Origin of the sequence: Actinosynnema sp. NPDC020468 (genome assembly GCF_040642015.1) — a bacterium.
Taxonomy (GTDB): Bacteria; Actinomycetota; Actinomycetes; order Mycobacteriales; family Pseudonocardiaceae; genus Actinosynnema.
The window spans coordinates 1-22758 of the sequence record NZ_JBFAEO010000003.1 but is presented as its reverse complement, the minus strand read 5'-3'; the positions used below and the strand labels follow the sequence as shown (position 1 = coordinate 22758).

20 protein-coding genes, 1 tRNA gene and 1 other RNA gene are annotated in these 22758 nt (G+C 71.2%); 15 read left to right on the top strand and 7 right to left on the bottom strand.

What is annotated here, in order from left to right:
* Positions 1-201 precede the first annotated feature (201 nt).
* Positions 202-2631: an endonuclease/exonuclease/phosphatase family protein gene (locus AB0G50_RS03695; protein WP_360101886.1), complete on the top strand. Its 2430-nt coding sequence runs from the start codon at positions 202-204 to the stop codon at positions 2629-2631.
* A gap of 52 nt (positions 2632-2683) precedes the next feature.
* Here the strand turns inward: AB0G50_RS03695 and AB0G50_RS03690 are convergent.
* Together AB0G50_RS03690 and AB0G50_RS03685 are read right to left on the bottom strand one after the other, a co-directional pair.
* Positions 2684-2768 (bottom strand) — tRNA-Ser (locus AB0G50_RS03690).
* 10 nt (positions 2769-2778) lie between these two features.
* Positions 2779-3720 carry an Lrp/AsnC family transcriptional regulator gene (locus AB0G50_RS03685; RefSeq protein WP_360101884.1) on the bottom strand — a complete coding sequence of 314 codons (942 nt, stop codon included), beginning with the start codon at positions 3718-3720 and terminating at the stop codon, positions 2779-2781.
* A 59-nt stretch (positions 3721-3779) separates the two neighbouring features.
* Here AB0G50_RS03685 and AB0G50_RS03680 point away from each other — a divergent pair, with 59 nt between their 5' ends.
* The 7 genes from AB0G50_RS03680 (at position 3780) to AB0G50_RS03650 (ending at position 9530) form a co-directional block, all read left to right on the top strand.
* Entirely contained in the window at positions 3780-4520 is a 741-nt protein-coding gene (locus tag AB0G50_RS03680; RefSeq protein WP_360101882.1) for an inositol monophosphatase, read from the top strand.
* Positions 4521-4548: 28 nt separating this feature from the next.
* Positions 4549-5478 (top strand): iron-siderophore ABC transporter substrate-binding protein, encoded by a 930-nt coding sequence (locus tag AB0G50_RS03675; protein ID WP_360101880.1) that lies wholly within the window; start codon positions 4549-4551, stop codon positions 5476-5478.
* A gap of 27 nt (positions 5479-5505) precedes the next feature.
* Positions 5506-5600, top strand: an RNA gene (ffs, locus tag AB0G50_RS03670) — signal recognition particle sRNA small type.
* Between the two features lie 55 nt (positions 5601-5655).
* On the top strand, positions 5656-7857 hold the full coding sequence (locus AB0G50_RS03665; RefSeq protein ID WP_360101878.1) for a DNA polymerase III subunit gamma and tau: 2202 nt from the start codon (positions 5656-5658) through the stop codon (positions 7855-7857).
* Between the two features lie 71 nt (positions 7858-7928).
* Positions 7929-8255: a YbaB/EbfC family nucleoid-associated protein gene (locus AB0G50_RS03660; protein ID WP_360102318.1), complete on the top strand. Its 327-nt coding sequence runs from the start codon at positions 7929-7931 to the stop codon at positions 8253-8255.
* Complete coding sequence (gene recR, locus AB0G50_RS03655) at positions 8255-8848, top strand: recombination mediator RecR (RefSeq protein ID WP_360101876.1); 594 nt, start codon at positions 8255-8257, stop codon at positions 8846-8848. Before AB0G50_RS03660 ends, recR begins: the two co-directional genes overlap by 1 nt.
* Before the next feature lie 172 nt (positions 8849-9020).
* Positions 9021-9530 (top strand): hypothetical protein, encoded by a 510-nt coding sequence (locus AB0G50_RS03650; RefSeq protein ID WP_360101874.1) that lies wholly within the window; start codon positions 9021-9023, stop codon positions 9528-9530.
* 178 nt (positions 9531-9708) lie between these two features.
* On the opposite strand, the gene AB0G50_RS03645 is transcribed toward AB0G50_RS03650, so the two are convergent.
* Complete coding sequence (locus tag AB0G50_RS03645) at positions 9709-12942, bottom strand: BTAD domain-containing putative transcriptional regulator (RefSeq protein WP_360101872.1); 3234 nt, start codon at positions 12940-12942, stop codon at positions 9709-9711.
* Between the two features lie 230 nt (positions 12943-13172).
* Here AB0G50_RS03645 and AB0G50_RS03640 point away from each other — a divergent pair, with 230 nt between their 5' ends.
* The 5 genes from AB0G50_RS03640 to AB0G50_RS03620 are packed head-to-tail and all read left to right on the top strand — an operon-like array spanning position 13173 to position 18965.
* Positions 13173-14852 (top strand): ABC transporter substrate-binding protein, encoded by a 1680-nt coding sequence (locus tag AB0G50_RS03640; RefSeq protein ID WP_360101870.1) that lies wholly within the window; start codon positions 13173-13175, stop codon positions 14850-14852.
* A gap of 34 nt (positions 14853-14886) precedes the next feature.
* Entirely contained in the window at positions 14887-15897 is a 1011-nt protein-coding gene (locus AB0G50_RS03635) for an ABC transporter permease (RefSeq protein WP_360101868.1), read from the top strand.
* 3 nt (positions 15898-15900) lie between these two features.
* Positions 15901-16833: an ABC transporter permease gene (locus tag AB0G50_RS03630; RefSeq protein WP_360101866.1), complete on the top strand. Its 933-nt coding sequence runs from the start codon at positions 15901-15903 to the stop codon at positions 16831-16833.
* Positions 16834-16839: 6 nt separating this feature from the next.
* On the top strand, positions 16840-17835 hold the full coding sequence (locus AB0G50_RS03625) for an ABC transporter ATP-binding protein (RefSeq protein ID WP_360101864.1): 996 nt from the start codon (positions 16840-16842) through the stop codon (positions 17833-17835).
* Between the two features lie 41 nt (positions 17836-17876).
* A complete protein-coding gene (locus AB0G50_RS03620; protein ID WP_360102316.1) occupies positions 17877-18965 on the top strand; it encodes an ABC transporter ATP-binding protein in 1089 nt (362 codons plus the stop codon).
* Positions 18966-19011: 46 nt separating this feature from the next.
* Here the strand turns inward: AB0G50_RS03620 and AB0G50_RS03615 are convergent, their stop codons facing one another.
* Positions 19012-19575, bottom strand: coding sequence for a TIGR03086 family metal-binding protein (locus AB0G50_RS03615; RefSeq protein ID WP_360101862.1), 564 nt, complete (start codon positions 19573-19575; stop codon positions 19012-19014).
* A 71-nt stretch (positions 19576-19646) separates the two neighbouring features.
* On the opposite strand from AB0G50_RS03615, the gene AB0G50_RS03610 reads away from it, so the two are divergent.
* On the top strand, positions 19647-20243 hold the full coding sequence (locus AB0G50_RS03610) for a TetR/AcrR family transcriptional regulator (protein ID WP_360101860.1): 597 nt from the start codon (positions 19647-19649) through the stop codon (positions 20241-20243).
* On the opposite strand, the gene AB0G50_RS03605 is transcribed toward AB0G50_RS03610, so the two are convergent.
* Both AB0G50_RS03605 and AB0G50_RS03600 read right to left on the bottom strand, forming a co-directional pair.
* On the bottom strand, positions 20233-20418 hold the full coding sequence (locus AB0G50_RS03605; protein ID WP_360101858.1) for a DUF397 domain-containing protein: 186 nt from the start codon (positions 20416-20418) through the stop codon (positions 20233-20235). The two genes, AB0G50_RS03610 and AB0G50_RS03605, sit on opposite strands and share 11 nt — an antisense overlap.
* Positions 20405-21232 (bottom strand): helix-turn-helix transcriptional regulator, encoded by an 828-nt coding sequence (locus AB0G50_RS03600; protein WP_360101856.1) that lies wholly within the window; start codon positions 21230-21232, stop codon positions 20405-20407. The genes AB0G50_RS03605 and AB0G50_RS03600 overlap by 14 nt, the downstream gene beginning before the upstream one ends.
* 158 nt (positions 21233-21390) lie before the next feature.
* Between AB0G50_RS03600 and AB0G50_RS03595 the strand changes: the two genes are divergently transcribed.
* Positions 21391-21615: a hypothetical protein gene (locus tag AB0G50_RS03595; RefSeq protein ID WP_360101854.1), complete on the top strand. Its 225-nt coding sequence runs from the start codon at positions 21391-21393 to the stop codon at positions 21613-21615.
* A 1-nt stretch (position 21616) separates the two neighbouring features.
* On the opposite strand, the gene AB0G50_RS03590 is transcribed toward AB0G50_RS03595, so the two are convergent.
* Positions 21617-22171: a VTT domain-containing protein gene (locus AB0G50_RS03590; RefSeq protein WP_360101852.1), complete on the bottom strand. Its 555-nt coding sequence runs from the start codon at positions 22169-22171 to the stop codon at positions 21617-21619.
* Between the last annotated feature and the right edge of the window lie 587 nt (positions 22172-22758).

Sequence of the window (22758 nt, the reverse complement as noted above, 5' to 3'; positions counted from 1 at the left end):
CCCTCGTGTGCCTAAGCTGCCCAGCGCTGGGAGGGCCACCGGGCGGCGTGGCACCAGCGTACCCCATCCTCGAACACACGTTCGAGTGATTCGGGCTGGGTTGACCGTTAGTGACGACTTCTTCCGCCGTTCACCGGATACGGGCAGGATGCGCGGACCCCGCCACTACTGGAGGATCCGTTGATACCCAACCCGCTCCGCGTGGGCCTCGTGCTGACGGCCACCGCGGCCGCCACGCTGGCCCTCGTAGTGCCGTCCTACGCCACCCCGAGCACCGACGCGCTGATCGCCGAGGTCTACGGCGGCGGGGGCAACTCCGGGGCCACCCTCACCCAGGACTTCGTGGAACTCGCCAACCGCGGTTCCGCGCCGGTCGCGGTCGACGGGTGGAGCGTGCAGTACCTGCCCTCCGGCGCGTCCGCCTCCAGCACCTGGCAGGTCACCCCGCTCACCGGGTCCATCGCGTCCGGCAAGCGGTTCCTCGTCGCCGAGTCCAAGGGCGCCGCCGGCACGGTCGAACTGCCCGCGCCCGACGCCACCGGCACGATCGCGCTGTCCGCCACCGCGGGCACCGTCGCGCTCGTCACCTCCACCACCGCCCTGACCTGCAAGTCCGTCGCCGACTGCGGCGCCGACGCGCGGATCAAGGACCTCCTCGGCTTCGGCACGGCCACCGTCGTCCGCGAGGGCGCGCCCACCGCGAACCTCTCCAACACCACGTCCGCGGCCCGCCCGGACGCGCTGACCGACACCGACGACAACGCCACCGACTTCACCGCCGGCGCGCCCACCCCGGTCAACGCCAAGGGCCAGACGCCCGGCGGCACGACCCCCGACCCCGACCCCACGCCCGGCGACAAGCGGATCCACGACGTCCAGGGCGCCACCCGGATCTCGCCGCTGAACGGGCAGAAGGTCGTCGGCGTCCCCGGCGTCGTCACGGCCACCCGCGCCACCGGCGACCGCGGCTTCTGGATCCAGGACACCCAGCCCGACGCCGACCCGCGCACCAGCGAGGGCGTCTTCGTCTACACCGCGGCCAACGCGCCCACCGCCGAGCCCGGCGACAACGTCCTGGTCTCCGGCACGGTCGCGGAATACCGCCCCGGTGGTGACGCGGCGAGCAACTCCAACCAGACCCTCACCGAGATCACCGGCGCCACGGTCACCGTGCTGTCCAAGAACAACGCGATCCCCGCGCCGGAAACCCTGGCCGTGCCGGACAAGTACGTCCCGACCGCGAACGGCGGCAGCATCGAGGCGCTGGCCCTCGACCCCGCCACCTACGGCCAGGACTACTACGAGTCCCGTGAGGGCATGCTCGTGCAGCTCAACGACGCCCGCGTCGTCGGCCCCACGAACAGCTTCGGCGAAACGTGGATCACCGCCCGCCCGGACCAGAACCCGACCACCCGCGGCGGCACGAACTACCTCGGCTACGACCAGCCCAACAGCGGCCGCATCAAGGTGAAGGCCGGCGCCGCGACCCCGCAGGCGAGCAACGTCGGCGACGTGTGGACCGGCACGACGGTCGGCAACATCGAGTACACGAACTTCGGCGGCTACACCCTGGCCACCAAGACCGTGGGCGCCTACAAGTCGGGCGGCATCCAGCCGGAGAAGACCGACGCCACCCAGAATCCCGAGCTCTCGGTGGCCACCTACAACGTGGAGAACCTGGCCGCGACCAACCCGCAGGCCAAGTTCGACCGGCTCGCCGCGGCGGTCGTGACCAACCTCGCCTCGCCGGACGTGGTGGTGCTGGAGGAGATCCAGGACGACAACGGCGCGACGGACGACGGCACGGTCGGCGCCGACGCCACGTTCACCAAGTTCACCGACGCGATCGTCGCCGCGGGCGGCCCGCGCTACCAGTGGCGCCAGGTCAACCCGGAGAACAAGGCCGACGGCGGCGAGCCGGGCGGCAACATCCGGGTGGCGTTCCTGTTCAACCCGGCGCGCGTGCAGTTCGTGGACCGCCCGGGCGGCACGGCCACCACGCCCGTCTCCGTGGTGAAGCAGAACGGCCGCGCGGCGCTGTCGGTGTCGCCGGGTCGCGTCGACCCGACCAACGCGGCGTGGGCGAACAGCCGCAAGCCGCTCGCCGGCGAGTTCAAGTTCCGCGGCCGCACGGTGTTCGTGGTCGCGAACCACTTCAACTCCAAGGGCGGCGACCAGGCCCTGTCCGGCCGCTACCAGGAGCCCGCGCGGGTGTCCGAGGTGCAGCGGGCGCAGCAGGCCACCGCGCTGCGCGCCTTCGTGGACCAGGTGAAGGCGGTCGACAAGGGCGCGAACGTGGTGCTCGCGGGCGACATCAACGACTACCAGTTCTCGCCCGCGGTCGGCACGCTGACCGCAGGCGGCGCGCTGGTCGACCTGATCGCCACGCTGCCGCCGACCGAGCGGTACAGCTACGTGTTCGAGGGCAACTCGCAAACCCTCGACCACATCCTCACCTCGGCCAACATCACCCGGTGGCGGTACGACGTGGTGCACGTCAACGCCGAGTTCGCCGACCAGGCGAGCGACCACGACCCGCAGATCGTGAAGCTGCGGCCGAGCACCGGCGACCAGCGCGTGGACAAGCTCGTGTTCGCGCTCGAAGACCTGCTGGAGTGCCTGAAGAAGTAACCCCCGAACGCGCGAGAGCCCCCCGGAACGAATTCCGGGGGGCTCTTCGGCGCGGAGGATACGGGATTTGAACCCGTGAGGGGGTTAACCCAACACGATTTCCAGTCGTGCGCACTAGGCCGCTATGCGAATCCTCCGTGGCGGAGTCTAGCGGAGCGGGTGGGGCGTACCCAAAACGGGTGGTCGGCGGCCTGCGCGCTTGACCGCGCCGCCGACGACCGTCACCTCCGCGGCCGGCACGTCGTGCAGCGAGGTGACGAAGTCGTAGAGGTCGGGGAGGTCGCGGCAGAACACCGCGGCCATCAGGTTCGTCGGGCCGGTCGTGGCCAGCACGCCGTGCACGAGGGGGTGCCGGGCGAGGTCGGCGCCCAGCGCCGGCAGCCGGGCCGGCGGCACGGTCATCCACACGTTCGCGTCCACGGTCAGCCCGAACAGCCGCGGGTCGGCGATCGCGTACGTGCGCACGTGCCCGGTCGCGACCAGGCGGTCCACGCGGCGGCGCACGGTCGACTCGGGCGCGCCGGTGGCGGTGGCGAGCGCGGACGGGCCGGTGCGGGCGTCCTCGGCGAGCAGCTCGAGCAGGTGGTGGTCCAGCGCGTCGGGGGAGTGGTTCCCGCTCGGCGGCGCGGGGCGCAGCGTCTCGACCTCGGCCGCGGTGAGCACGCCGGAGCGCCAGTCGGCCGCGTCGGAGAACACGTGCAGGACGGACAGCGCGTGCACCGAGGTGACCGCGTTGGCGGGCAGCCGCGGCACGCCGCCCAGCGCGACGGCGCTGATCTCCTCGCCGCCCGCGAGCACGTCCACGAACAGCACCTCGGGCCGCGCGGCGAGGGCGTCGGCCAGCACCTCGACCCGACCGCGCAGCACCCGGACCCGCAGCAGCGTCGCGCCGCGCAGGCCGTGCTCGGGGTTGGGCACCCGCACCACCCGGACGTCGCCCGCGGTCCGCGCGAGCGACCGGGCGACGGTGCGCGCCGACACGCCCAGCACCTCGGCGATCCGACCCGGGCCCGCCAGGCCGTCGACCTGGAGCGCGGACACGACGCGCTGGTCCAGTTCCGCCAGTTCCCCCACCACCGGTGACCTCATCCGCTCAATACCGCCCACCCTTGGCCTCCGAACGCCGGAAGCGCCCTCACGATCGTCGCATGCTGACCACCGTGATCGACCTCGTCGAAGACGTCGCCCGGGACCTGCCGGCCCTCCAGCCCACCACCCCTCCCGCCGACCTGGACGACCTGATGGCGCGCTTCGCGGAGGTCGACGCGCCGATCGCCGAACGCCTGCTGGACCGGCTCGGCGGCGGGCAGGCGGGTGACGAGTGGTCGCCGACCGCCGACGGGTGGGTGGTCGACGCGCTGGACGGCGCGGTCACCTACCTCCAGGGCCTGCCGCAGTGGTGCGTGAGCGTCACGCTGGTGCGCGAGGGCGAGCCCGTGCTCGCGGTGCTGCACGCGCCGGCGCTGGGCGAGACCTACGCGGCCGAGGCGGGGCGCGGGGCGTGGCGCGACGGTCGGGTGATCGCGCCGTCGGCCAAGACCGACCTGCGCGCGGCGGTCGCGGCCACCAGTCAGCCGCCCGCGTTGACGCCGCAGCCGGAGGCGTTCGCCCGGGCGGGCGCGGCGCTGCCGGGTGTGCTGGCCCGGGTGGCCGCGGTGCGCAACCTCGGTCCGACCTCGTGGCAGGTGGCCGACGTCGCGTCGGGGCGGCTCGACTTCTTCTGGGAGTACGGGCTCGACGCCGGGAACCTGCTCGGCGGCGCGTTGATCGCGCGCGAGGCCGGCGCCGTGGTGACCACTGTGGACGGTCGACGGTGGACGGCCGCCGAGGGCAGCTTCCTCGTCGCCGGGCCGGGATTGCACGCGATCGCCCAAAGAATCCTGTGTTAGCTTAGGCTGCCCTAACAAGGAGGAGCCCGTGAAGCGCGGAGTCGTCGTCGCCCTGTCCGCCCTGCTGCTCGCCGCCTGCGGCGGTGGTGGCGGCGCGGCGACCAGCCGGTCCTCCGGGTCGGCGGAACCGGTGACGGTGGACACCCGGTTCGGTCCGGTCACGATCGACAAGCCGCCGGTGCGGGTGGTCGCGCTCGGCTGGTCGGACGCGGAGGCCGCGCTGGCGCTCGGCGTGCAGCCGGTCGGCGCGAGCGACTGGCTCGGGTTCGGCGGCAAGGGCGTCGGGCCGTGGGCCGCGGACCGCTACACGACCGAGCCGAAGCTGCTGGGCACCACGGAGATCGACTACGAGGCGGTGGCCGCGCTCCAGCCCGACCTCATCCTCGACACCCGGTCGGACAACGACGAGAAGAAGCACGAGACGCTGAGCAGGATCGCGCCGACGGTCGGTGCGCCCAAGGACGTCATCTCCTACGGCACCACGTGGAAGCAGCAGGTCGAGCTGGTCGCGAAGGCGCTGGGCAAGGAGGCCGAGGGCGCGCGGATCGTCGCCGACCTCGACGGGAAGTTCGCCGCCGCGCGCAAGTTCGAGGGGAAGACGGCCGTGGTGGGCGCGTACTTCGACGGCAAGTTCGGCGCGTACGTGAAGGGCGACTCGCGTGCCGACTTCCTGGCCTCGATCGGGTTCACCCCGAAGAAGGACGTCGAGGCGCTCGCGAGCGGGTCGTTCTACGTCCCGATCTCGGACGAGCGGCTCGACCTGTTGCAGGCCGACCTGACCGTCGTGTTCCCGATCGGCTCCGACCTCGCGGCGCTCGAGAACCACCCGTTGCTGACCGGGAAGGCGTTGATCCTGAAAGACAAGGACCTGGTCAACGCGTTCTCCAGCGGGTCCTCGCTGGGCACCGCGTACGCGCTGGAGAAGGCCGTGCCGCTGTTCGCCGAGGCCGTGGCGTGATCGTTCCGGGCCACCGGCTACACTGACCGTGGACCTCGTGCGGCACACATCTCGCGAACCTCCCCAGGGCCGGAAGGCAGCAAGGATAAGCGGGCTCTGGTGGGTGCACGGGGTCCCCTTCTTTCCCGGCGCGCGCTGCCCGCCGGACTGTCGTACCCCTTCGGTAAGGTCCCCGGCGTGGCGCTCGCCCTCTACCGCAAGTACCGTCCGGCGACCTTCGGCGAGGTGGTCGGGCAGGAGCACGTCACCGACCCGCTGCGCATCGCGCTCGGCGCGGGTCGGGTCAACCACGCGTACCTGTTCTCCGGGCCGCGCGGGTGTGGCAAGACGTCGTCCGCGCGGATCCTCGCCCGGTCGCTGAACTGCGTGAACGGCCCGACACCCGATCCGTGCGGGCAGTGCAACTCGTGCGTCGGGCTGGCGCCGAACGGGTCCGGCAGCGTGGACGTGGTCGAGCTCGACGCGGCCAGCCACGGTGGCGTGGACGACGCCCGCGAGCTGCGGGACAAGGCGTTCTACGCGCCGGCCGAGGCCCGCTACCGGGTGTTCATCATCGACGAGGCCCACATGGTCACGACGCAGGGCTTCAACGCCCTGCTCAAGATCGTGGAGGAGCCGCCCGAGCACCTGATCTTCATCTTCGCCACCACCGAGCCGGACAAGGTGCTGCCGACGATCCGGTCGCGCACGCACCACTACCCGTTCCGGCTGATCCCGCCGTCGGCGATGCGCGCGTTGCTGGAGCGCAACTGCGAGGCCGAGGGCGTCAAGGTCGAGCCCGCGGTGCTGCCGCTGGTGATCCGCGCGGGTGGCGGGTCGGCCCGGGACACCCAGTCGGTCATGGACCAGCTGCTGTCCGGCGCCGGTCCCGAAGGGGTGACCTACGAACGGGCGATCAGCCTGCTCGGCGTCACCGACGTGGCGTTGATCGACGACGTGGTGGACGGGTTGTCCGCCGGTGACGGCTCGAAGGTGTTCGGCACCATCGACCGGCTGGTCGACGCGGGCCACGACCCGCGCCGCTTCGCCTCCGACCTGCTGGACCGGTTGCGCGACCTGGTGCTGCTGCACGCGGTGCGGGACGCGGCCGAGCGCGGGCTGGTGTCGGCGCCGGAGGACGAGCTGGCCCGGATGGTGGGCCAGCGCGACCGGACCCGGCCGGGCACCGTGACGCGGTGGGCCGAGGTGCTGCACCAGGGTTTGACGGACATGCGCGGCTCGACGGCGCCCCGGTTGGTGCTGGAGCTGGTGACGGCGCGGATGCTGCTGCCGTCGGCGAGCGACGCGGAATCGGCCGTGCTGCAACGGGTCGAGCGGTTGGAGCAGTACGGGCCGCCGACGGGCGCGCTCGCACCGGCGGGCGGTCCGATGGCCAGTGCGCCGCCCGCGCCCGCCGCCGTGCCCCCGCCGCAGGCCGCCTCGTCGGTTGCCCCGCCAGTCGCCCCGCCGGCCCAGGGCACCGCGTCCGAGGGCCGTTTCCAGCGCCCGTCCCAACGCGCCGCGCAACCCGAACCCCGTGCCGTGCCGGAGCAGTCCCGCCCCGAGCCCACCCCGCCGGCCGACGCGCCCGCCCACCCGGGTCCGGCGTCCGCGCCCCCCGAGCCGACCGGCGCCGAGCCGACCGGCCCCGCGTCGAACGGCTCCGCGTCAAGCGGCTCTGTGTCCAGCGGCTCTGCGCCGACCGACCCCGTGTCGGCCGCTTCCGCGCCCGCGGCTCCCGCGCCGACGGACGCCGCGCCCGCCCACGAGCCGGTGCCCGCCGCCTCGGAGGCAGGCGGGTTCGACGTGGCCGCGGTGAAGAAGCGGTGGCCCGAGGTGCTGGCCGTGGTGCGGGGTTCCAGTCGCAGCACCGAGGCGATGTTGACCAACGCGGCCGTCACCGACGTCGACGGAGTCACGATCACCGTGTCGCACCCGTCGCAGCCGTTGGCCAGGCGGTTGGGCGAGGCGCGCAACGTGGAGGCGATCGCGAAGGCCGTCGGCCAGGTGCTCGGCGGCACGTGGCAGGTGCGGTGCGTGCACGGCGACGCGACGGCCGCGCCCGCCAGGCCCGCGCAGCAGCGCCAGCAGCGCCCCGCGCCGCAACGGCCGAGCCAGCAGGCCCAGCGGTCCGGTCAGCCGCAGCGCCCGGAGTCGACCGGCAGGCCCGCGCCGCGGTCGTCGTCGGACGACATCCCGCCGCCGCCCGAGCCGCCGGACCTGGACGACCCCCTCCCGCCGCCGCCCGAGCCCGACTTCGAGCCCGAGCCGGTGGACGAGGAGGAGATGATGCGCGACGCGTCCCGACCGACGGACCCGGACGCCGAGCGGCTCGACCCCGAGGCCGTGGTGTTGCAGCTCCTCAAGGACCAGCTCGGCGCTCGGCCGCTGAAGGGCTGATCCACCGGGCTACGCTGGATGCCAAACCCGCAAGTAGAGAGGAACCCGCGGTGCAACCCGGTGGGCCCAACATGCAGCAGATCCTCCAGCAGGCGCAGAAGATGCAGCAGCAACTCGCAGTCGCCCAGCAGGAGCTGGCCGAGGCCGAGGTCACCGGCACCGCGGGCGGCGGTCTCGTCACGGCCGTCGTGTCCGGTGGCGGCGAGCTGAAGAGCCTGGCCATCGACCCGAAGGTGGTCGACCCGGACGACGTCGAGACGTTGTCGGACCTGGTCGTCGCCGCCGTCCGCGACGCGAACCGCGCGGCGCAGGAGCTGGCCGCCCAGAAGATGGGCCCTCTCGCCAGCGGTATGGGGGGCCTTGACGAACTCGGTGGCCTCGGCGGGCTGTTCGGCTGATGTACGAGGGGCCCGTCCAGGACTTGATCGACGAGCTCGGCAGGCTGCCGGGTGTCGGTCCGAAGAGCGCGCAGCGCATCGCGTTCCACCTCCTCGCCGCCGACGCGGCGGACATCGGCCGGTTGCAGGACGCGTTGCAGAAGGTCAAGGACGGCGTGGTGTTCTGCGACGTCTGCGGCAACGTCTCGGCCGAGGCGACCTGCCGGATCTGCCGCGACCCGCGCCGCGACCTCACCCTGATCTGCGTGGTGGAGGAGCCGAAGGACGTGCTCGCGGTCGAGCGCACCCGCGAGTTCAAGGGCCGCTACCACGTCCTGGGCGGCGCCCTCGACCCGTTGTCCGGCGTGGGCCCGGACCAGTTGCGCATCCGCCAACTGCTCACCCGCATCGGCACGGACGTCAACGAGATCATCATCGCCACCGACCCGAACACCGAGGGCGAAGCCACCGCCACCTACCTGGTGCGCATGCTCCGCGACTTCCCCGGCCTGACGGTCACCCGCCTGGCCTCGGGCCTGCCCATGGGCGGCGACCTCGAGTTCGCCGACGAACTGACCCTGGGCCGCGCCCTCTCCGGCCGCCGCAGCATGTGATCGAAGGATCGTTGAACAACCCAACGATCCTTCGATCCAACAAGCCGCAGCCGCTCAGCCCGAGGTGAGAATCGTTGAACAACCCCACAATCCTCACCCCCACGCCGAACCTCCCCAGGCGAGGATCGTTGAACAACCGCACAATCCCACGACCCACCCCAGGTCGGCCGGGATGAGGATCGTGGCGGTGGACGGCCCGTCGGGAGCCGGCAAGACGACCTTCGCCCGAACCCTGGGCGGCGTGGTCGTCCCGACGGACCACTTCGCGACCTGGGACGACCCGGTCGCCTGGTGGCCGCGCCTGGTCGCCGACGTGATCACCCCCCTCCGCGCCGGCCGCCCGGGCCGCTACCGCCGGATGGACTGGTCCGACGGCCTGCCGAAGCTCGGCGAGCACGTCGACGTCCCGCCGACCGACCTGCTGGTGATCGAGGGCGTGTCGTCCGCCCGCCGAGCCGCGACCTGGCTGACCGAGGCGATCTGGGTCGAGGGCCCGAGCGCACCGGAACGCCTGGAACGCGCCGTCGCCCGGGACGGCGAACAAAGCCGTCCCCACCTCGAACGCTGGCAGGCCTTCGAACGCGGCTGGTTCGCCGTGGACCGGACGAAAGAACGCGCCACCCGAATCGTGGACGCGCCAACCCCGCCGCCGAGCACGACCTCACCGCCGCCGGGGAACTGACCTCAGGCACCGCACCGGCACCGCCAACCCACCGCGCCGCCTACCGCGCACTTTCCGCCGCGCGCCGGGAGTCCTGAACTCGCCGCTCTCGCCGGACTGTAGGCCCGCACCAACGCGCCGCCTCCAGCCTCCCGGTCAGCCGGCCACCCCGATCACGCGACCACCCCAGCCACCCCGGTCACTCCGGGTCGACCGGCGTGCCCACCGCGATGAACGCCTCACGGGCCTGCGCCCACCGGACCCGCGCGCCGGCCTCGTCCCCCAAGGCGTGCAAAGCGTCCCCCGCCACCTGCGCCGCCTTCGCCTCGACGTACCGCTGACCGTTGGCCCGTGCGTGCTCGACCGCCCGCGAAGCGAAGTCCAACGCCTGCTCCACGTCACCCTGGTCCAACCGGATCCGCGCGGTGATCGCCAGGACGTCCACCTCGGCCAGCCGCAACCGGTGCCGGACCGCGCTGTCCAACGCCTGCGCCGCCGAGTAGCGGGCCTCGTCCAGGCGCCCCCCGGACCGGTGCGTCACGGCCAGGCCCCGGCGGGCCGCGCAGGTGCCCCACGCGTACCCGATCTCCTCGGCGATGCCCAGCGCCTCGGTGTGCCGCAGCACGGCCTCCTCCCACCGCCCGGCGCCGTGCAACGCCTCGCCCAGCACGTTCTGCGAGTCGCACAACCCCTTCAGGTGCCCGATGTCCTCCGCGATCTCCACCGCCCGGCTCGCCTCGGCGATCGCGTCCGGGTACCGCCCCCGCATCACGTAGGTGTGCGCCAGCCCCTCGTGCGCGATGTGCGCGAACCCCCGCGCCCCGGCCCGCTCGTACAGCTTCCCGCTGCGCTCGTACAGGTCGGCCGCCTTCTCCGGCTGCCCCTGGAAGATGTGCACGTCGGCCAACGCCCGCAGGCTGTCCGCCTGGGTGATCCACACCCCCAACCGGTTGCCCACGTCCAGCGACCCCTCGAACGACGACACGGCCCGCTCCAGCAACCCCAGTTGCAGGTACACGCCGCCGAGGTTGAGCTGCGCGATGACCTCCTGCTGCAACGCCCCGATGGACCGGGTGATCACCAGCGCCCGCTCCAGGCAGTCCGCGGCCTGCTCCAGCTCGCCCAGGTCGATGTACACGCCGCCGAGGTTCGCGAGCACGGCCGCCTCGGCCGCGGGTGGCGCGTGGGTGCGTTGCTGGATCGGGATCGCGCGCCGGAAGTGGTCCACGGCGACCCGCGTCTGGCCGATTCCCCAGTACAGCGTGCCGAGCGAGGACAGCATCGCCACCTCGCCGACGGGGTCCTGGATGCTCTGCGCCACCGCGAGTCCGGCCTTCGCGGTCGCCAGCCACTCGACCGGCAGCCCCTGCGCGTAGAAGTACCGCCGCAGCGCGTCCGCGAGCTGCCAGATGTCGCTGTGCGGACGCCGTTCCACCGCGTGCACCACCAGCGACACCAGGTTCGCCCGCTCGGCGTCCATCCACGCCAGCGCCTCGGCGGCGGAGGAGAACACGCGCGGTGTCACGCCCGGCGCGGACGACTCGCGCGGCACCCGCATCAGGGTCGCCTTCATCGCGTCGGTCGCGTGGTCCACCGAGCGGATCGACCAGTCCAGCAACCGGTCGAACGCCTGCGTCGACTCGGCCGGGTCGTCCTCGAACGCCAGCCGCTCGGCGGCGTAGTCCCGCAGCAGGTCGTGGAACTGGTAACGGCCGGGCGCGTGGTTGTCCACGAGGTTCGCCGTCGCCAGCCGGTCCAACCGCCGCCGCGCGTCCTGCGTGGTCAACCCGCCCAGCGCCGCCGCCACGTCCGGCGTGATGTCGCCGGGTGCGAGGCTGAGCAACCGGAACGACTGCGCCAGCTCGGGTTTCAGCGCCGTGTAGGAGAGGTCGAACGCCGCGTGCACCGCCGCCCGCTCGTCGCCCTCGACGGCCAGCGCCGCCAGCCGGTTGCCCGCGCGCAGTTCGTCCACATAGGACGAAATGGTGATCTCGGGGCGGGACAACAGGTTCGCCGCCGCGATCCGCAGCGCGAGCGGCAGGTGGGCGCACAGCTGGGCCAGTTCGTCGGCCGCGTCGGACTGCGCCGCCACGACCTCCTCGCCGAGCATGCCCGCGAGCAGCGCCCGGGTTTCCGACACGTCCAGCACGTCCAGCCGCACGTTCGACGCCGCGTGGCTGACGGCCAGGCCGCGCAACGTGTCCCGGCTCGTCACCAGCACGGCGCACCCCGGCGAGCCGGGCAGCAGTGGGCGGATCTGCTCGGCGTTGGCCGCGTTGTCCAGCACCAGCAACACCTGCTGGTCGGTCAGCCGCGACCGGAACATCGCCTCCTGCTCGTCCTGGTCCAGCGGCACGGACTCGGGCGGAACCCCTTGCGCGCGCAGGAATCGGGGCAGCACGTCGACCGCGGACAGCGGCGGGCCCTGTGCGTACCCGCGCAGGTTCACGTACAGCTGCCCGTCCGGGAAGAACTGCCGCATCTTGTGCGCGGCGTGCACGGCGAGCGCGGTCTTGCCGACACCGGGCGGCCCGGCCAGCGTCACCACCGGCACGCCCTGCGCGGTGCGCAACAACGCCTCGATCAGCTGCACGGCCTGTTCGCGACCCACGAAGTCGCCGATGTCGGCCGGCAGCTGGGACGGCACGACGCGGTCCGGTCGCGCGGGAGGGTTCTGCTTCCCGAAGGCGGGCGCGCCGGTCAGCACCTGCTGGTGCACGCGGCGCAGCTCGTCGCCGGGGTCGATGCCCAGCTGCTCGGCGAGCAGCCCGGACACCCGCCGGTACGCCCCGAGGGCGTCCGCCTGCCGACCGGACCGGTACAGCGCGACCATCAGCTGCGACCACAGCCGCTCGCGCAACGGGTGTTCGCTCGTCAGCCGGGACAGCTGCGGGATCAGCTCGGCGTGTCGGCCCAGCTCGAGGTCGACCTCGACGCGGCGTTCCTCGACGTGCAACCGCCGTTCACCCAGTCGAGGTACCTCGTCCCGGTGAAGCACCTCGGACGGCACGTCGACCATCGCGGGGCCGCGCCACAGCTGGAGCGCGGCGGTGAAGATGGCCGAGGCGGACTCCAGCCGACCGCCGGTCCGCTCCTGCTCACCCTCTTCCACCAGCTGTTCGAACCGCATCACGTCGATCGTGCGCTCGTCGACGTCGATCAGGTACCCGTCCGGAACGGTGCGGATCGGCACCTCCGGCCCGAGCACCTGACGTAACCGCATGACGTAGGTCTGCAACGTCCCGCGTGCCCGTGCGGGTGGTTCCGCGCCCCAGATGTGTTCGGCGAGTTCATCCACCGACACGCTCGATCCGGCGCGCATCAGAAGTGAGACGAGGAGCGACCGCTGCCTTCCGGCCCGCACGACGACTTGTTGACCGTTGACCAATACCTGTAGTGGCCCGAGGACGCGGAACTCGACCTGATGGCCCATCGGCGACCTCCCCTCAGCGCGACAACAGGTTTCCGTTGTCCGTTGTACAGCGTAGGAGAGCGTTTGCCTGATCTCCCGTGGTCACGTTGGGTCAGCGAAGGTGCGCCGGACGTATGAGAATGTCGATTCACGTGGCCGGATCGTGACCTGCGTTACGTCGGAAGGGTTGTGACGACCGGTTAGGGTCCGTGACCACACCGAGAGAACCCGGATTTCCCAAGGGGTGTTTGATGGTTCATTCCCGAACGGCACGCCGCCGTCGGACGGCCTTGATCGGCCTGACCGGCGTTGCCGCCCTCGCGCTGTCCGCCTGCGCTCAATCCGAGCGGGGAAGCGACTCCGGGTCCGGCAAGGTCGGCGGCACCCTGACGTTCGGCGCCGCGGGCGCGCCGAAGCTGTTCGACCCGTTCTACGCCGTGGACGGCGAGACGTTCCGCGTCGCGCGCCAGATGTTCGACGGCCTGACCACCTTCAAGCCCGGCACCGCCGAGCCCGAGGGTCAGCTGGCGGAGAAGTGGTCGAGCAGCTCCGACGGCCTCACCTGGACGTTCAACCTGCGCAAGGGCGTGAAGTTCCACGACGGCACGGAGTTCAACGCCGCGGCCGTGTGCGCGAACTTCGACCGCTGGTACAACCAGAAGGGCGCCGGCCAGTCCGACGCCGTGTCGCAGTACTACTCCGACAACTTCGGCGCGTTCGCGGGTCAGGCCAAGACCTCGCTGTACAAGTCCTGCGCGGCCAAGGACGCGAACACCGCCGAGGTCGTGCTGACCAGCTCCACCTCGAAGTTCCCGGACATCCTGGGGCTGCCCGCCTTCTCGATGCAGAGCCCGACCGCGCTCAAGCAGTACGACGCGGACAACGTGGTGGCCGAGGGCGACAGCTTCAAGTTCCCGGCGTACGCCACGGACCACCCCACCGGCACCGGTCCGTTCAAGTTCTCCAAGTACGACAAGGCGAACAACACCGTCGAGCTGGTCCGCAACGACGACTACTGGGGTGAGAAGACCAAGCTGGACAAGCTGGTCTTCCGGATCATCCCGGACGAGACCGCGCGCAAGCAGGCCCTCCAGTCCGGCGACATCGACGGCTTCGACTTCCCGAACGCCGCGGACTGGGAGAGCCTGAAGAAGGCCGGCTTCAACGTCCAGATCCGCCCGGCGTTCAACGTGCTGTACCTGGGCATCGACCAGAAGAACAACCCGAAGCTCCAGGACCTCAAGGTCCGCCAGGCGCTCGCCTACGGCATCAACCGCGACCAGCTCGTCAAGTCGCAGCTGCCCGAGGGCGCGAAGGTCGCCTCGCAGTTCATCCCGGAGACCGTCGGCGGCTACGCCAAGGACGTCACCGAGTACAAGTACGACGCGGACAAGGCGAAGGCCCTGCTGGCCGAGGCCGGCGCGTCCGACCTGACCCTGAAGTTCTACTGGCCGTCCGAGGTCACCCGGCCCTACATGCCGAACCCCAAGGACATCTTCGGCGCCATCTCGGCCGACCTCCAGAAGATCGGCGTCAAGTTCGAGGTGACGACGAAGCCGTGGAACGGCGGTTACCTGACCGACGTCGACCAGCACATCCCGGACCTGTTCCTGCTCGGCTGGACCGGTGACACCGGCTCCGCCGACAACTGGATCGGCACGTTCTTCGGCAACCCGGAGAACCGCTTCAACACCGCGTCCTCGCCGTGGGGCGCCACGCTGGCCGCCGACCTGAAGAAGGCCGACGCCGAGCCGGACCGCGACAAGCGCTACAAGCTCTACGAGGACATCAACAAGAAGATCATGGGCGAGTACCTGCCCGCGATCCCGATCTCGCACTCCCCGCCGGCCCTGGTCGTGAAGAGCAACATCAAGGGGATCGTCCCCAGCCCGCTGACCGACGAGCGGTTCGCCACGGCCAGCATCGGCTGACCGTTCCGACACCTGACACAAAACGGGGTTACCAGTGCTCCGCTATACGGTTCGACGGCTGATCCAGCTCGTCGTCGTGGTGCTGGTGCTCTCGCTGCTCGTCTTCGCGTGGTTGCGCGCACTCCCGGGAGGGCCGGCATCGGCCCTCCTGGGAGACCGCGGCACCGAGGAGTCGCGGGCGGCCTTGAGCGCGCAGCTCGGCTTGGACCAGCCGATCTTCATCCAGTACTTCAAGTTCCTCGGTCGGGCGATCACCGGAAACTTCGGCAACTCGACCGGTGTGCAACCGGGTGACCCGGTGGTGGACATCTTCCTCCAGCGGTTCCCGGCCACTCTCGAACTCAGCGCCTTCGCGATCGTGCTGGCGGTCATCGCCGGCATCCCGCTGGGCTACCTCGCGGCCAAGCGCCGCGGCGGCTGGTTCGACAACCTCAGCGTCGGCGCGTCGCTCATCGGCGTGGCCGTCCCCGTGTTCTTCCTGGCGTTCCTGCTCAAGTACCTGCTGTCCACCAAGTTCGGCATCCTGCCGTCGTTCGGCAGGCAGGACGGCGCGATCGAGGCCACCCGGGTCACCGGGTTCTTCGTGCTCGACGGGATCCTCACCCAGGAGTGGGATGCCGCCTGGGACGCGTTCCGGCACCTCGTGCTGCCCGCCATCGCGCTGGCCACGATCCCGTTCGCGGTGATCTTCCGGATCACCCGCGCGGCCGTGCTGGAGGTGCTGAACGAGGACTACGTGCGCACCGCGGAGTCCAAGGGCCTGCTCGGCTCGGTCATCCGGCGCCGGCACGTGCTGCGCAACGCGATGCTGCCGGTGGTCACCACGATCGGGCTCCAGGTCGGCGCGCTGCTCGCGGGCGCCGTGCTGACCGAGAAGGTGTTCGCGTTCTCCGGCGTCGGCGAAGCGCTCGCGCTCGGGTTCGAACGACGCGACTACCCGCTCCTCCAGATGTTCATCATGGTGGCGGCGATCGTGTACGTGCTGGTCAACCTGCTGGTCGACCTGTCGTACGCGCTCATCGACCCCAGGATCAGGGCGAGGTAGGCCGTGCCGACTCCCACCACGAAGAAAGAGCGCATCGACGCGCTGGCCGAGTCGACGTCGGACTCCGGCGTCAGCCTCGCCGCCAGCGCCTGGAAGCGGCTGCGGCGCAGCCCGGTCTTCCTCGTCGGCCTGGTGATCATCGTGCTGTTCCTGGTCACGGCGGTCATCGCGCCGTGGATCGCGCCGCACGACCCGGCCGCGCGCGACCTGATCGACCAGGTCGTCAAGGCGCGCAACGAGATCCCGCCCGCCCAGCCCGGCTACCCGCTCGGCGGTGACCAGGTCGGCCGCGACTTCCTGTCCCGGCTGCTGGTCGGCTCGCAGCAGACGCTGCTGGTCGGCGTGTTCGCCACGCTCATCGGCCTCGTCGGAGGCCTGATCCTCGGCACGCTCTCGGGCGCGCTCGGCGGTTGGGTCGACTCGCTGGTCATGCGCGTGGTCGACGTGATGCTGTCGATCCCGCAGCTGCTGCTGGCCTTCGGCATCGGCGCGCTCTTCGCGAAGCCGAACCTGTTCACCGTGATCCTGGCGGTGTCGATCGTGCAGATCCCGGTGTTCGCCCGGTTGCTGCGCGGATCGATGCTGGCGCAGCGGTCGAGCGACCACGTGCTGGCCGCGACCGCGCTCGGCGTGAAGCCGGGGCCCATCGTGTTCCGGCACATGCTGCCGAACTCGCTCGGCCCGGTGATCGTGCAGTCCACGCTGGTGCTGGCCACGTCGATCATCGACGCGGCGGCGCTGTCCTTCCTCGGCCTGGGCAACCCCGACGACACGGTCCCCGAGTGGGGCCAGATGCTCGGCAACGCGCAGACCGTGATCGACAGCCACCCCGCGCTGGCGTTCTGGCCGGCCGGCTGCATCATCCTCATCGCGCTCGGCTTCACGCTCGTCGGCGAGTCGCTGCGCGATGCCCTCGACCCGAAGAACAGGCGGTGAGTCGAAGTGGCACTGCTGGAAGTCCGTGATCTCACCGTCGTCTTCGAGCGCAAGGGCGAGGCGCCCTTCACCGCGGTCGACCGGGTGAGCTTCGACGTCGAGCCGGGTCAGACCGTGGGTCTGGTCGGCGAGTCGGGCTGCGGCAAGTCGGTGACCTCGCTCGCGATCATGGGCCTGCTGCCCAAGCGCGGCGCGAAGGTGTCCGGCTCGGTGCAGTTCGAGGGCACGAACCTGCTGTCGTTGTCCGACAAGGGCATGCGCGACCGCCGGGGCCGTGACCTCGGCATGGTGTTCCAGGACCCGCTGTCGTCGCTGAACCCGGTCATCCCGATCGGGCTCCAGGTGACCGAGGTGCTCGAGCGCCACCGCGACATGCCGCGCCGCAAGGCCATGGTGGAGGCCGCCGACCTGCTGGACAAGGTCGGCATCCCCGACCCCGGGCGGCGGCTCACCGAGTACCCGCACCAGCTCTCCGGCGGCATGCGGCAGCGCGCGTTGATCGCCATCGCGCTGGCCTGCCGGCCGCGACTGCTGATCGCGGACGAGCCGACCACCGCGCTGGACGTGACGATCCAGGCGCAGATCCTGGCCCTGCTCAAGGAACTCGTGCGCGACCTGGGCACCGCCCTGGTCATGATCACGCACGACCTGGGCGTGGTCGCGGGCCTGTGCGACGAGGTCAACGTCCTGTACGGCGGCCGGGTCGTGGAGAAGGCGCAGCGGCACGAGCTGTTCGCCCAGCCCCGGCACCCCTACACCCACGGCCTGCTGGCCTCGATCCCGAGGTTGGACGCGCCGCGCGGCGAGAAGCTGGTGCCCATCAGGGGTTCCGTCGCGGACAACATCCCGTGGGAGGGCGGCTGCGCGTTCGCGCCGCGCTGCCCGAACGCGCTGGACGTGTGCCGTCAGGAGACCCCCGCGCAGGACGACCTGGGTGGCGGGCGGCTGTTGCGCTGCCACAACCCCGTGCGGCCCGCGCCGGCCGAGGAGGTGTCGGTGTGAGCGCGCCGACCGAAGCGGTGTCCACTGTGGACACCGAGCTGATGTCCGTGCACGACCTCAAGGTGCACTTCCCGATCAAGCGCGGCGTGCTGCTGGACCGCACGGTCGGGCACGTCTACGCGGTCGACGGCGTGGACCTGAGCATCACCCGGGGCGAGACCTACGGCCTGGTCGGCGAGTCCGGCTGCGGCAAGTCCACGCTCGGCCGGGCGATCCTGCGGTTGTCCGAGCCCACCGGCGGCCGGGTCGTCTTCGACGGCACGGACCTCTCGTCGCTCAAGGGCGAGTCGTTGCGCACCATGCGCCGCCGGATGCAGATGGTGTTCCAGGACCCGATGTCCTCTTTGGACCCCCGTCAGTCGGTGGAGTCCATCCTGGTCGAGGGTCTGCGGGCGCACGGCCTGGACAAGGGCAAGGAGTCGACCGGGAAGCGGTTGCGCGAACTGCTCTCCGCCGTCGGCCTGCCGTCGACCTCGCTGCGGAAGTACCCGCACGAGTTCTCCGGCGGTCAGCGGCAGCGCATCGGCATCGCGCGGGCGCTGGCGGTCGAGCCGGACCTGATCATCGCGGACGAACCGGTGTCGGCGCTGGACGTGTCGGTGCAGGCCCAGGTCGTGAACCTGCTGGAGGAGTTGCAGCAGGAGTTCGGCCTGACCTACCTGGTCATCGCGCACGACCTGGCCGTGGTGCGGCACATCTCCGACCGGGTGGGCGTGATGTACCTGGGCGGGATCGTGGAGGAGGCGTCCTCGGACGACCTCTACGCCGAGCCGCTGCACCCGTACACCCGGGCGCTGCTCTCGGCGATCCCGGTGCCGAACCCGGAGATCGAGGACCGCCGCGAGCGCATCCTGCTCACCGGCGACCTCCCGTCGCCCGCCAACCCGCCGAAGGGCTGCCGGTTCCACACCCGGTGCCCGTGGCGGCAGGCGACGAAGTGCGACACCGAGCGGCCGGAACTGCGCGAGGTCGTCCCCGGCCACAAGGTGGCGTGCCACTGGGTCGAGGGCATCCGCAGCGGCGAGATCCGGATGCACGACGTCGAGCCCGTGCTGGTGGCGGAGGACGGCCTGTCGCCGGATCTCCCGCTGGTGGGCCCGGCCTCGGTGACCGAGGCGCTCAACCCGTAGCGCGGTGAAGGGGTGCCCCACCCCCCGGTCGGGGCACCCCTTCTCGTCACGCTGACCAGGCGGGATCGCGCCCGAGCAGTCCCACCAGCCGGTCTCCGACCGGTGCGCCCTCCGGCACGGCCACCGGCATCGCGAACGCCGAACCCGGCCCCCGCACGGACGTGGTCACCGGGTACCGCGACGCGATCCGGTGGGCGGCGCCGGCGAGCCGGTCGTCCAGCACGACGGCCCTGCCCAGCGCCCGCGTCACGTCCCAGTAGTGCACGAGGTTGTCCACGAAGTGCACGGCGACCAGGTTGCGCCCCGGCATCGGCCCGAAGTCCGGGAACTCCGCCTCGCGGTCCAGCAGCCCGTCGGCCCGGAACGCCGCCGTGACCTCGTCCGCGGCCCGCGCGTACTCCTCGACCAGGTTCGCGCGGTCGTGCGCCCGCGGCTCGCCCAGCCGGGCACCGGCGGCGAACGCCAGCGTCTGCTCGACCTGGTGGTCCAGCACGTCCCGCACCACCCACCCCGCGCACGGCGTCGGCCGGTCGAACTCGTCGTCGGTGAGCTCGGCGTAGAGCGCGACGTTGAGGTCGAGTGCGATCCGGTCGATGTCCAGCAGGTCCATGTCCGCCCTCCAAGTTGTACGAACGATCGTACAATTAGTTTGCGCCCGGTCAAGGGGCTACCGTTGACGGGGTGAAGGTCGACGGCCGGGTGGAGCGCGGCGAGCAGACGAGGCGCCAGATCCTGCGCCGCGCGGTGGACATCGCGTCGGTGGAGGGCCTCGAGGGCTTGTCGATCGGCCGGCTCGCGACCGAGTTGCACGTGAGCAAGAGCGGCGTGTTCGCGCACTTCGGCTCGAAGGAGGAGTTGCAGCTCAAGACGGTGTCCGCGGCGGCGGCGATCTTCTCGGACCTGGTCGTGACACCGGCCCTGGCCCTGCCCGACGGCGGACCGCGGCTGACGGCCCTGATGGAGGGCTGGCTCGCCTACTCCGAGGGCCGGACCTTCCCCGGCGGCTGCTTCTTCTCCACCGTCCAGGCCGAGTTCGACGCCCGCGAGGGCCGCGTCCGCGACCTGATCGCCGACTACGACCGCCGCTGGACCTCGCTCGTGTCGGCGACGGCGGCCCGGATCCCCGGCTTGACCGAGGACCCGGACCAGTTGGCCTTCGAACTCGTCGCCTACCTGGAACTGGCCAACGTGAGGTCGGTCCTGCACGCCGACCCGGCCGCGTACACCCGCGCCCGCGCCGCCGTCGCGTCCCGGTTGGCGCTGGCGGTCAGCGCCTGACCGAGGTCAGGAACGCCGAGAACGCCGCACTGGTGAACCGCAACACCGGCCCGTCGACGTTCTTGGAATCCCGCACACCCGCGAGATCCGGCACAACCGCCACCTCGACGCATTGCGCACCCGCCCCACCACCGCTTCGGCTGCTCTTGCGCCACACGGCGTCATTCAAGCTCATGAATCCGCCTCTCCAGTACCGTCTGCGTCTCGTCCTCCGACAGCGCCCGCTGGTACGCGTTGTCGAACGCGACGCGGTACGCACCGGTCGACTTTATGTACTCCGAGGCGGTCAGGGTCTCCGCGTACGCAATGTGCACGCTTGCGGGTTCGATCCAAAGGAGTGTGAACGGCACGCTCAACCCCGGCGTGTGCCCGGCGCTGTACGGGAACAGTTTCAAATGGACATTCGGCAAGGACGACAGTTCGGCCATGCGCTCCAACTGCCGCCGCAGCACCTCGGGCCCGCCGACGAGGTAGTCCAGCGCGGGTTCGCCCAGCACCACCCACACCGTCGGGGCACCGGGTTTGCGCAGCTGTTCGCCGCGCTCCTCGCGTGCCGCGGCCCATTCGTCCACGTGCGCGGACGTCACGGTCGGCGCGGACCTCAGCTGCGCCCGGGCGAACTCCGTCGTCTGGAACAGGCCGGGAATCTCGCCGTACACCATCCAGATGTCGGTGGCGGCGCGTTCCAGCGCGATGTACTGACGCGCGGAATCAGGCACCCGTTCGGGGGCGGACACCCGTCTCGCGTCTCGCCCCAGCTTTCGGATCTCGTTCGCGACCGAAGCGCGGATCTTGTACATCTCGATGAGGTCCTCGACCTCTTGGGGCTTCGTGGCGAGCAGCCCTGTCTCGACCTTGGAGAGCTTCCCGCGATACCAGCCGAGCTGGTCGTTCGCGGTTTCCAGCTCCACACCCGCGTCGGTGCGGAGCTGGCGCACTCGTGAGCCGAAAATCAGGCGCTGCACGACTGGTCCGGGATCGGCAACCATGGGCGAAGTGTTCCGCACTGCCCCACTCGGAGTAGCGGGACCCTGTTTCTCATTCACCGGCTGAGACTCGCCTTTTCACTCGATCGTGCGCGCCACAACCCGAGACTCTGAGCTAGCCTGTGTTGCGAGCACCCAACACGAAAGGTCAGGTCACAACAGTGAACCACATCAGCGGAGTCTCGATCTCCACCTACGTCTCGGTCGGCGACGAGGCCCCGATCAAGTGCGTGGCGACCCCGCGGGGCGTCGAGTTCACCTTCGGCGCGGGCGGCATGGACTTCTCACTCAGTCGGGTGGCAGCCGAGAAGACCCTCGCCGAGATCACGGCGGGCCTGCACTGGATCGACCAGCACGAACAGTCCGAGCAGGTGCGCAAGGCCTGACTCACGCACTGGCGGAAATAACCCTCCTTTGGGCGGACTTCACGGCCATCCCGATCGGCACGCTGATCACCGTCGCCACCCCGAACGACACGGCGGCCGCGAGCAGCGGATCGGAGATGATCTGCCCCCCGAAGTACCCCAACACCGCCGTGTACCCGCTCCACAGCGAAGACCCGACGAACGACACCGGCACGAACCGCCGCCAGGGCCACTTCAACGCCCCGGCCAACAACGCCCCGACCAACCCCCCGCCGGGGATGAACCGCACCGCCACCAGGATCGACTCACCCCGGCGGGCCAACTGCCCGGCAGTCCACTCCACCACGGCCCGAGACCCACCCCGCCGCCCGAACCGCCGCATGGCCCGCATCCCGGCACTCCGCCCAACCCCGAAGTTCACGAGGTCGGCCACAAAACACCCCAACGAGGCCACCAGGATCACCGAGCCCAACGACAACTCCCCAGCCGCCGCCAACACCCCACACCCGATCAACACGGCCTCGGTAGGCGCCAACGGCACAGCGGCAACCACGAACAGCACCAGAAGGGCGGTCATGATCGGGGAACGCTATCCGCCCCCAAATAATCACCCACCACCGCACACCTTCAGCCAATCGTCAGCCACGGTTAACACACCGCCCACCACCCCCAACACCCCAACCCCGCCCTCCCACACGACCTCCCAACCACCCCCACCCCCAACCCCAACCGCCCCACCGCCCGGCCACCTTCACCCCCTGACCGCCTTCACCCCGCCCTGCCCACACCAGGCGCCACTCACCCAGGCCAAACCGGCACAAACCACCCCACCGCCCAGACAGCCGCCAACGCCTCAACTCCCATCACCGCCCGCCCATCACCGCCCGCCCACCCGCCGCCCGCCGCGCCCACCTACCGCGCCCACCTCTCCCGGTGGCCGTCGCGGTGCCGGACAAGGTCGACCAGGGCACCCCCACCCGCCCGCCACCACCCACCGCACTCACCCGCGCCCACCGCTCACCGCGCCGGCCCACCGCACTCACCCGCGACCGCACCCACCGCGCCGGCCCCCCCCGCCCACCCGCGACCGCGCTCACCGCGCCCGCCCGCCGCCCCCCCCCCCCGCCCCCGCCCGCCCCGCCCGCCCCCCGCGCCCACCCCGCC

What these genes read in the sequence shown, in the direction of transcription:
- AB0G50_RS03605 (WP_360101858.1), bottom strand. Translation starts at nt 20,418, where the DNA reads ATGAGCTTGAATGACGCCGTGTGGCGCAAGAGCAGCCGAAGCGGTGGT.
- AB0G50_RS03645 (WP_360101872.1), bottom strand. Translation starts at nt 12,942, where the DNA reads ATGGGCCATCAGGTCGAGTTCCGCGTCCTCGGGCCACTACAGGTATTG.
- AB0G50_RS03590 (WP_360101852.1), bottom strand. Translation starts at nt 22,171, where the DNA reads ATGACCGCCCTTCTGGTGCTGTTCGTGGTTGCCGCTGTGCCGTTGGCG.
- AB0G50_RS03615 (WP_360101862.1), bottom strand. Translation starts at nt 19,575, where the DNA reads ATGGACCTGCTGGACATCGACCGGATCGCACTCGACCTCAACGTCGCG.
- recR (WP_360101876.1), top strand. Translation starts at nt 8,255, where the DNA reads ATGTACGAGGGGCCCGTCCAGGACTTGATCGACGAGCTCGGCAGGCTG.
- AB0G50_RS03660 (WP_360102318.1), top strand. Translation starts at nt 7,929, where the DNA reads ATGCAGCAGATCCTCCAGCAGGCGCAGAAGATGCAGCAGCAACTCGCA.
- AB0G50_RS03650 (WP_360101874.1), top strand. Translation starts at nt 9,021, where the DNA reads ATGAGGATCGTGGCGGTGGACGGCCCGTCGGGAGCCGGCAAGACGACC.
- AB0G50_RS03640 (WP_360101870.1), top strand. Translation starts at nt 13,173, where the DNA reads ATGGTTCATTCCCGAACGGCACGCCGCCGTCGGACGGCCTTGATCGGC.
- AB0G50_RS03680 (WP_360101882.1), top strand. Translation starts at nt 3,780, where the DNA reads ATGCTGACCACCGTGATCGACCTCGTCGAAGACGTCGCCCGGGACCTG.
- AB0G50_RS03620 (WP_360102316.1), top strand. Translation starts at nt 17,877, where the DNA reads ATGTCCGTGCACGACCTCAAGGTGCACTTCCCGATCAAGCGCGGCGTG.
- AB0G50_RS03600 (WP_360101856.1), bottom strand. Translation starts at nt 21,232, where the DNA reads ATGGTTGCCGATCCCGGACCAGTCGTGCAGCGCCTGATTTTCGGCTCA.
- AB0G50_RS03685 (WP_360101884.1), bottom strand. Translation starts at nt 3,720, where the DNA reads ATGAGGTCACCGGTGGTGGGGGAACTGGCGGAACTGGACCAGCGCGTC.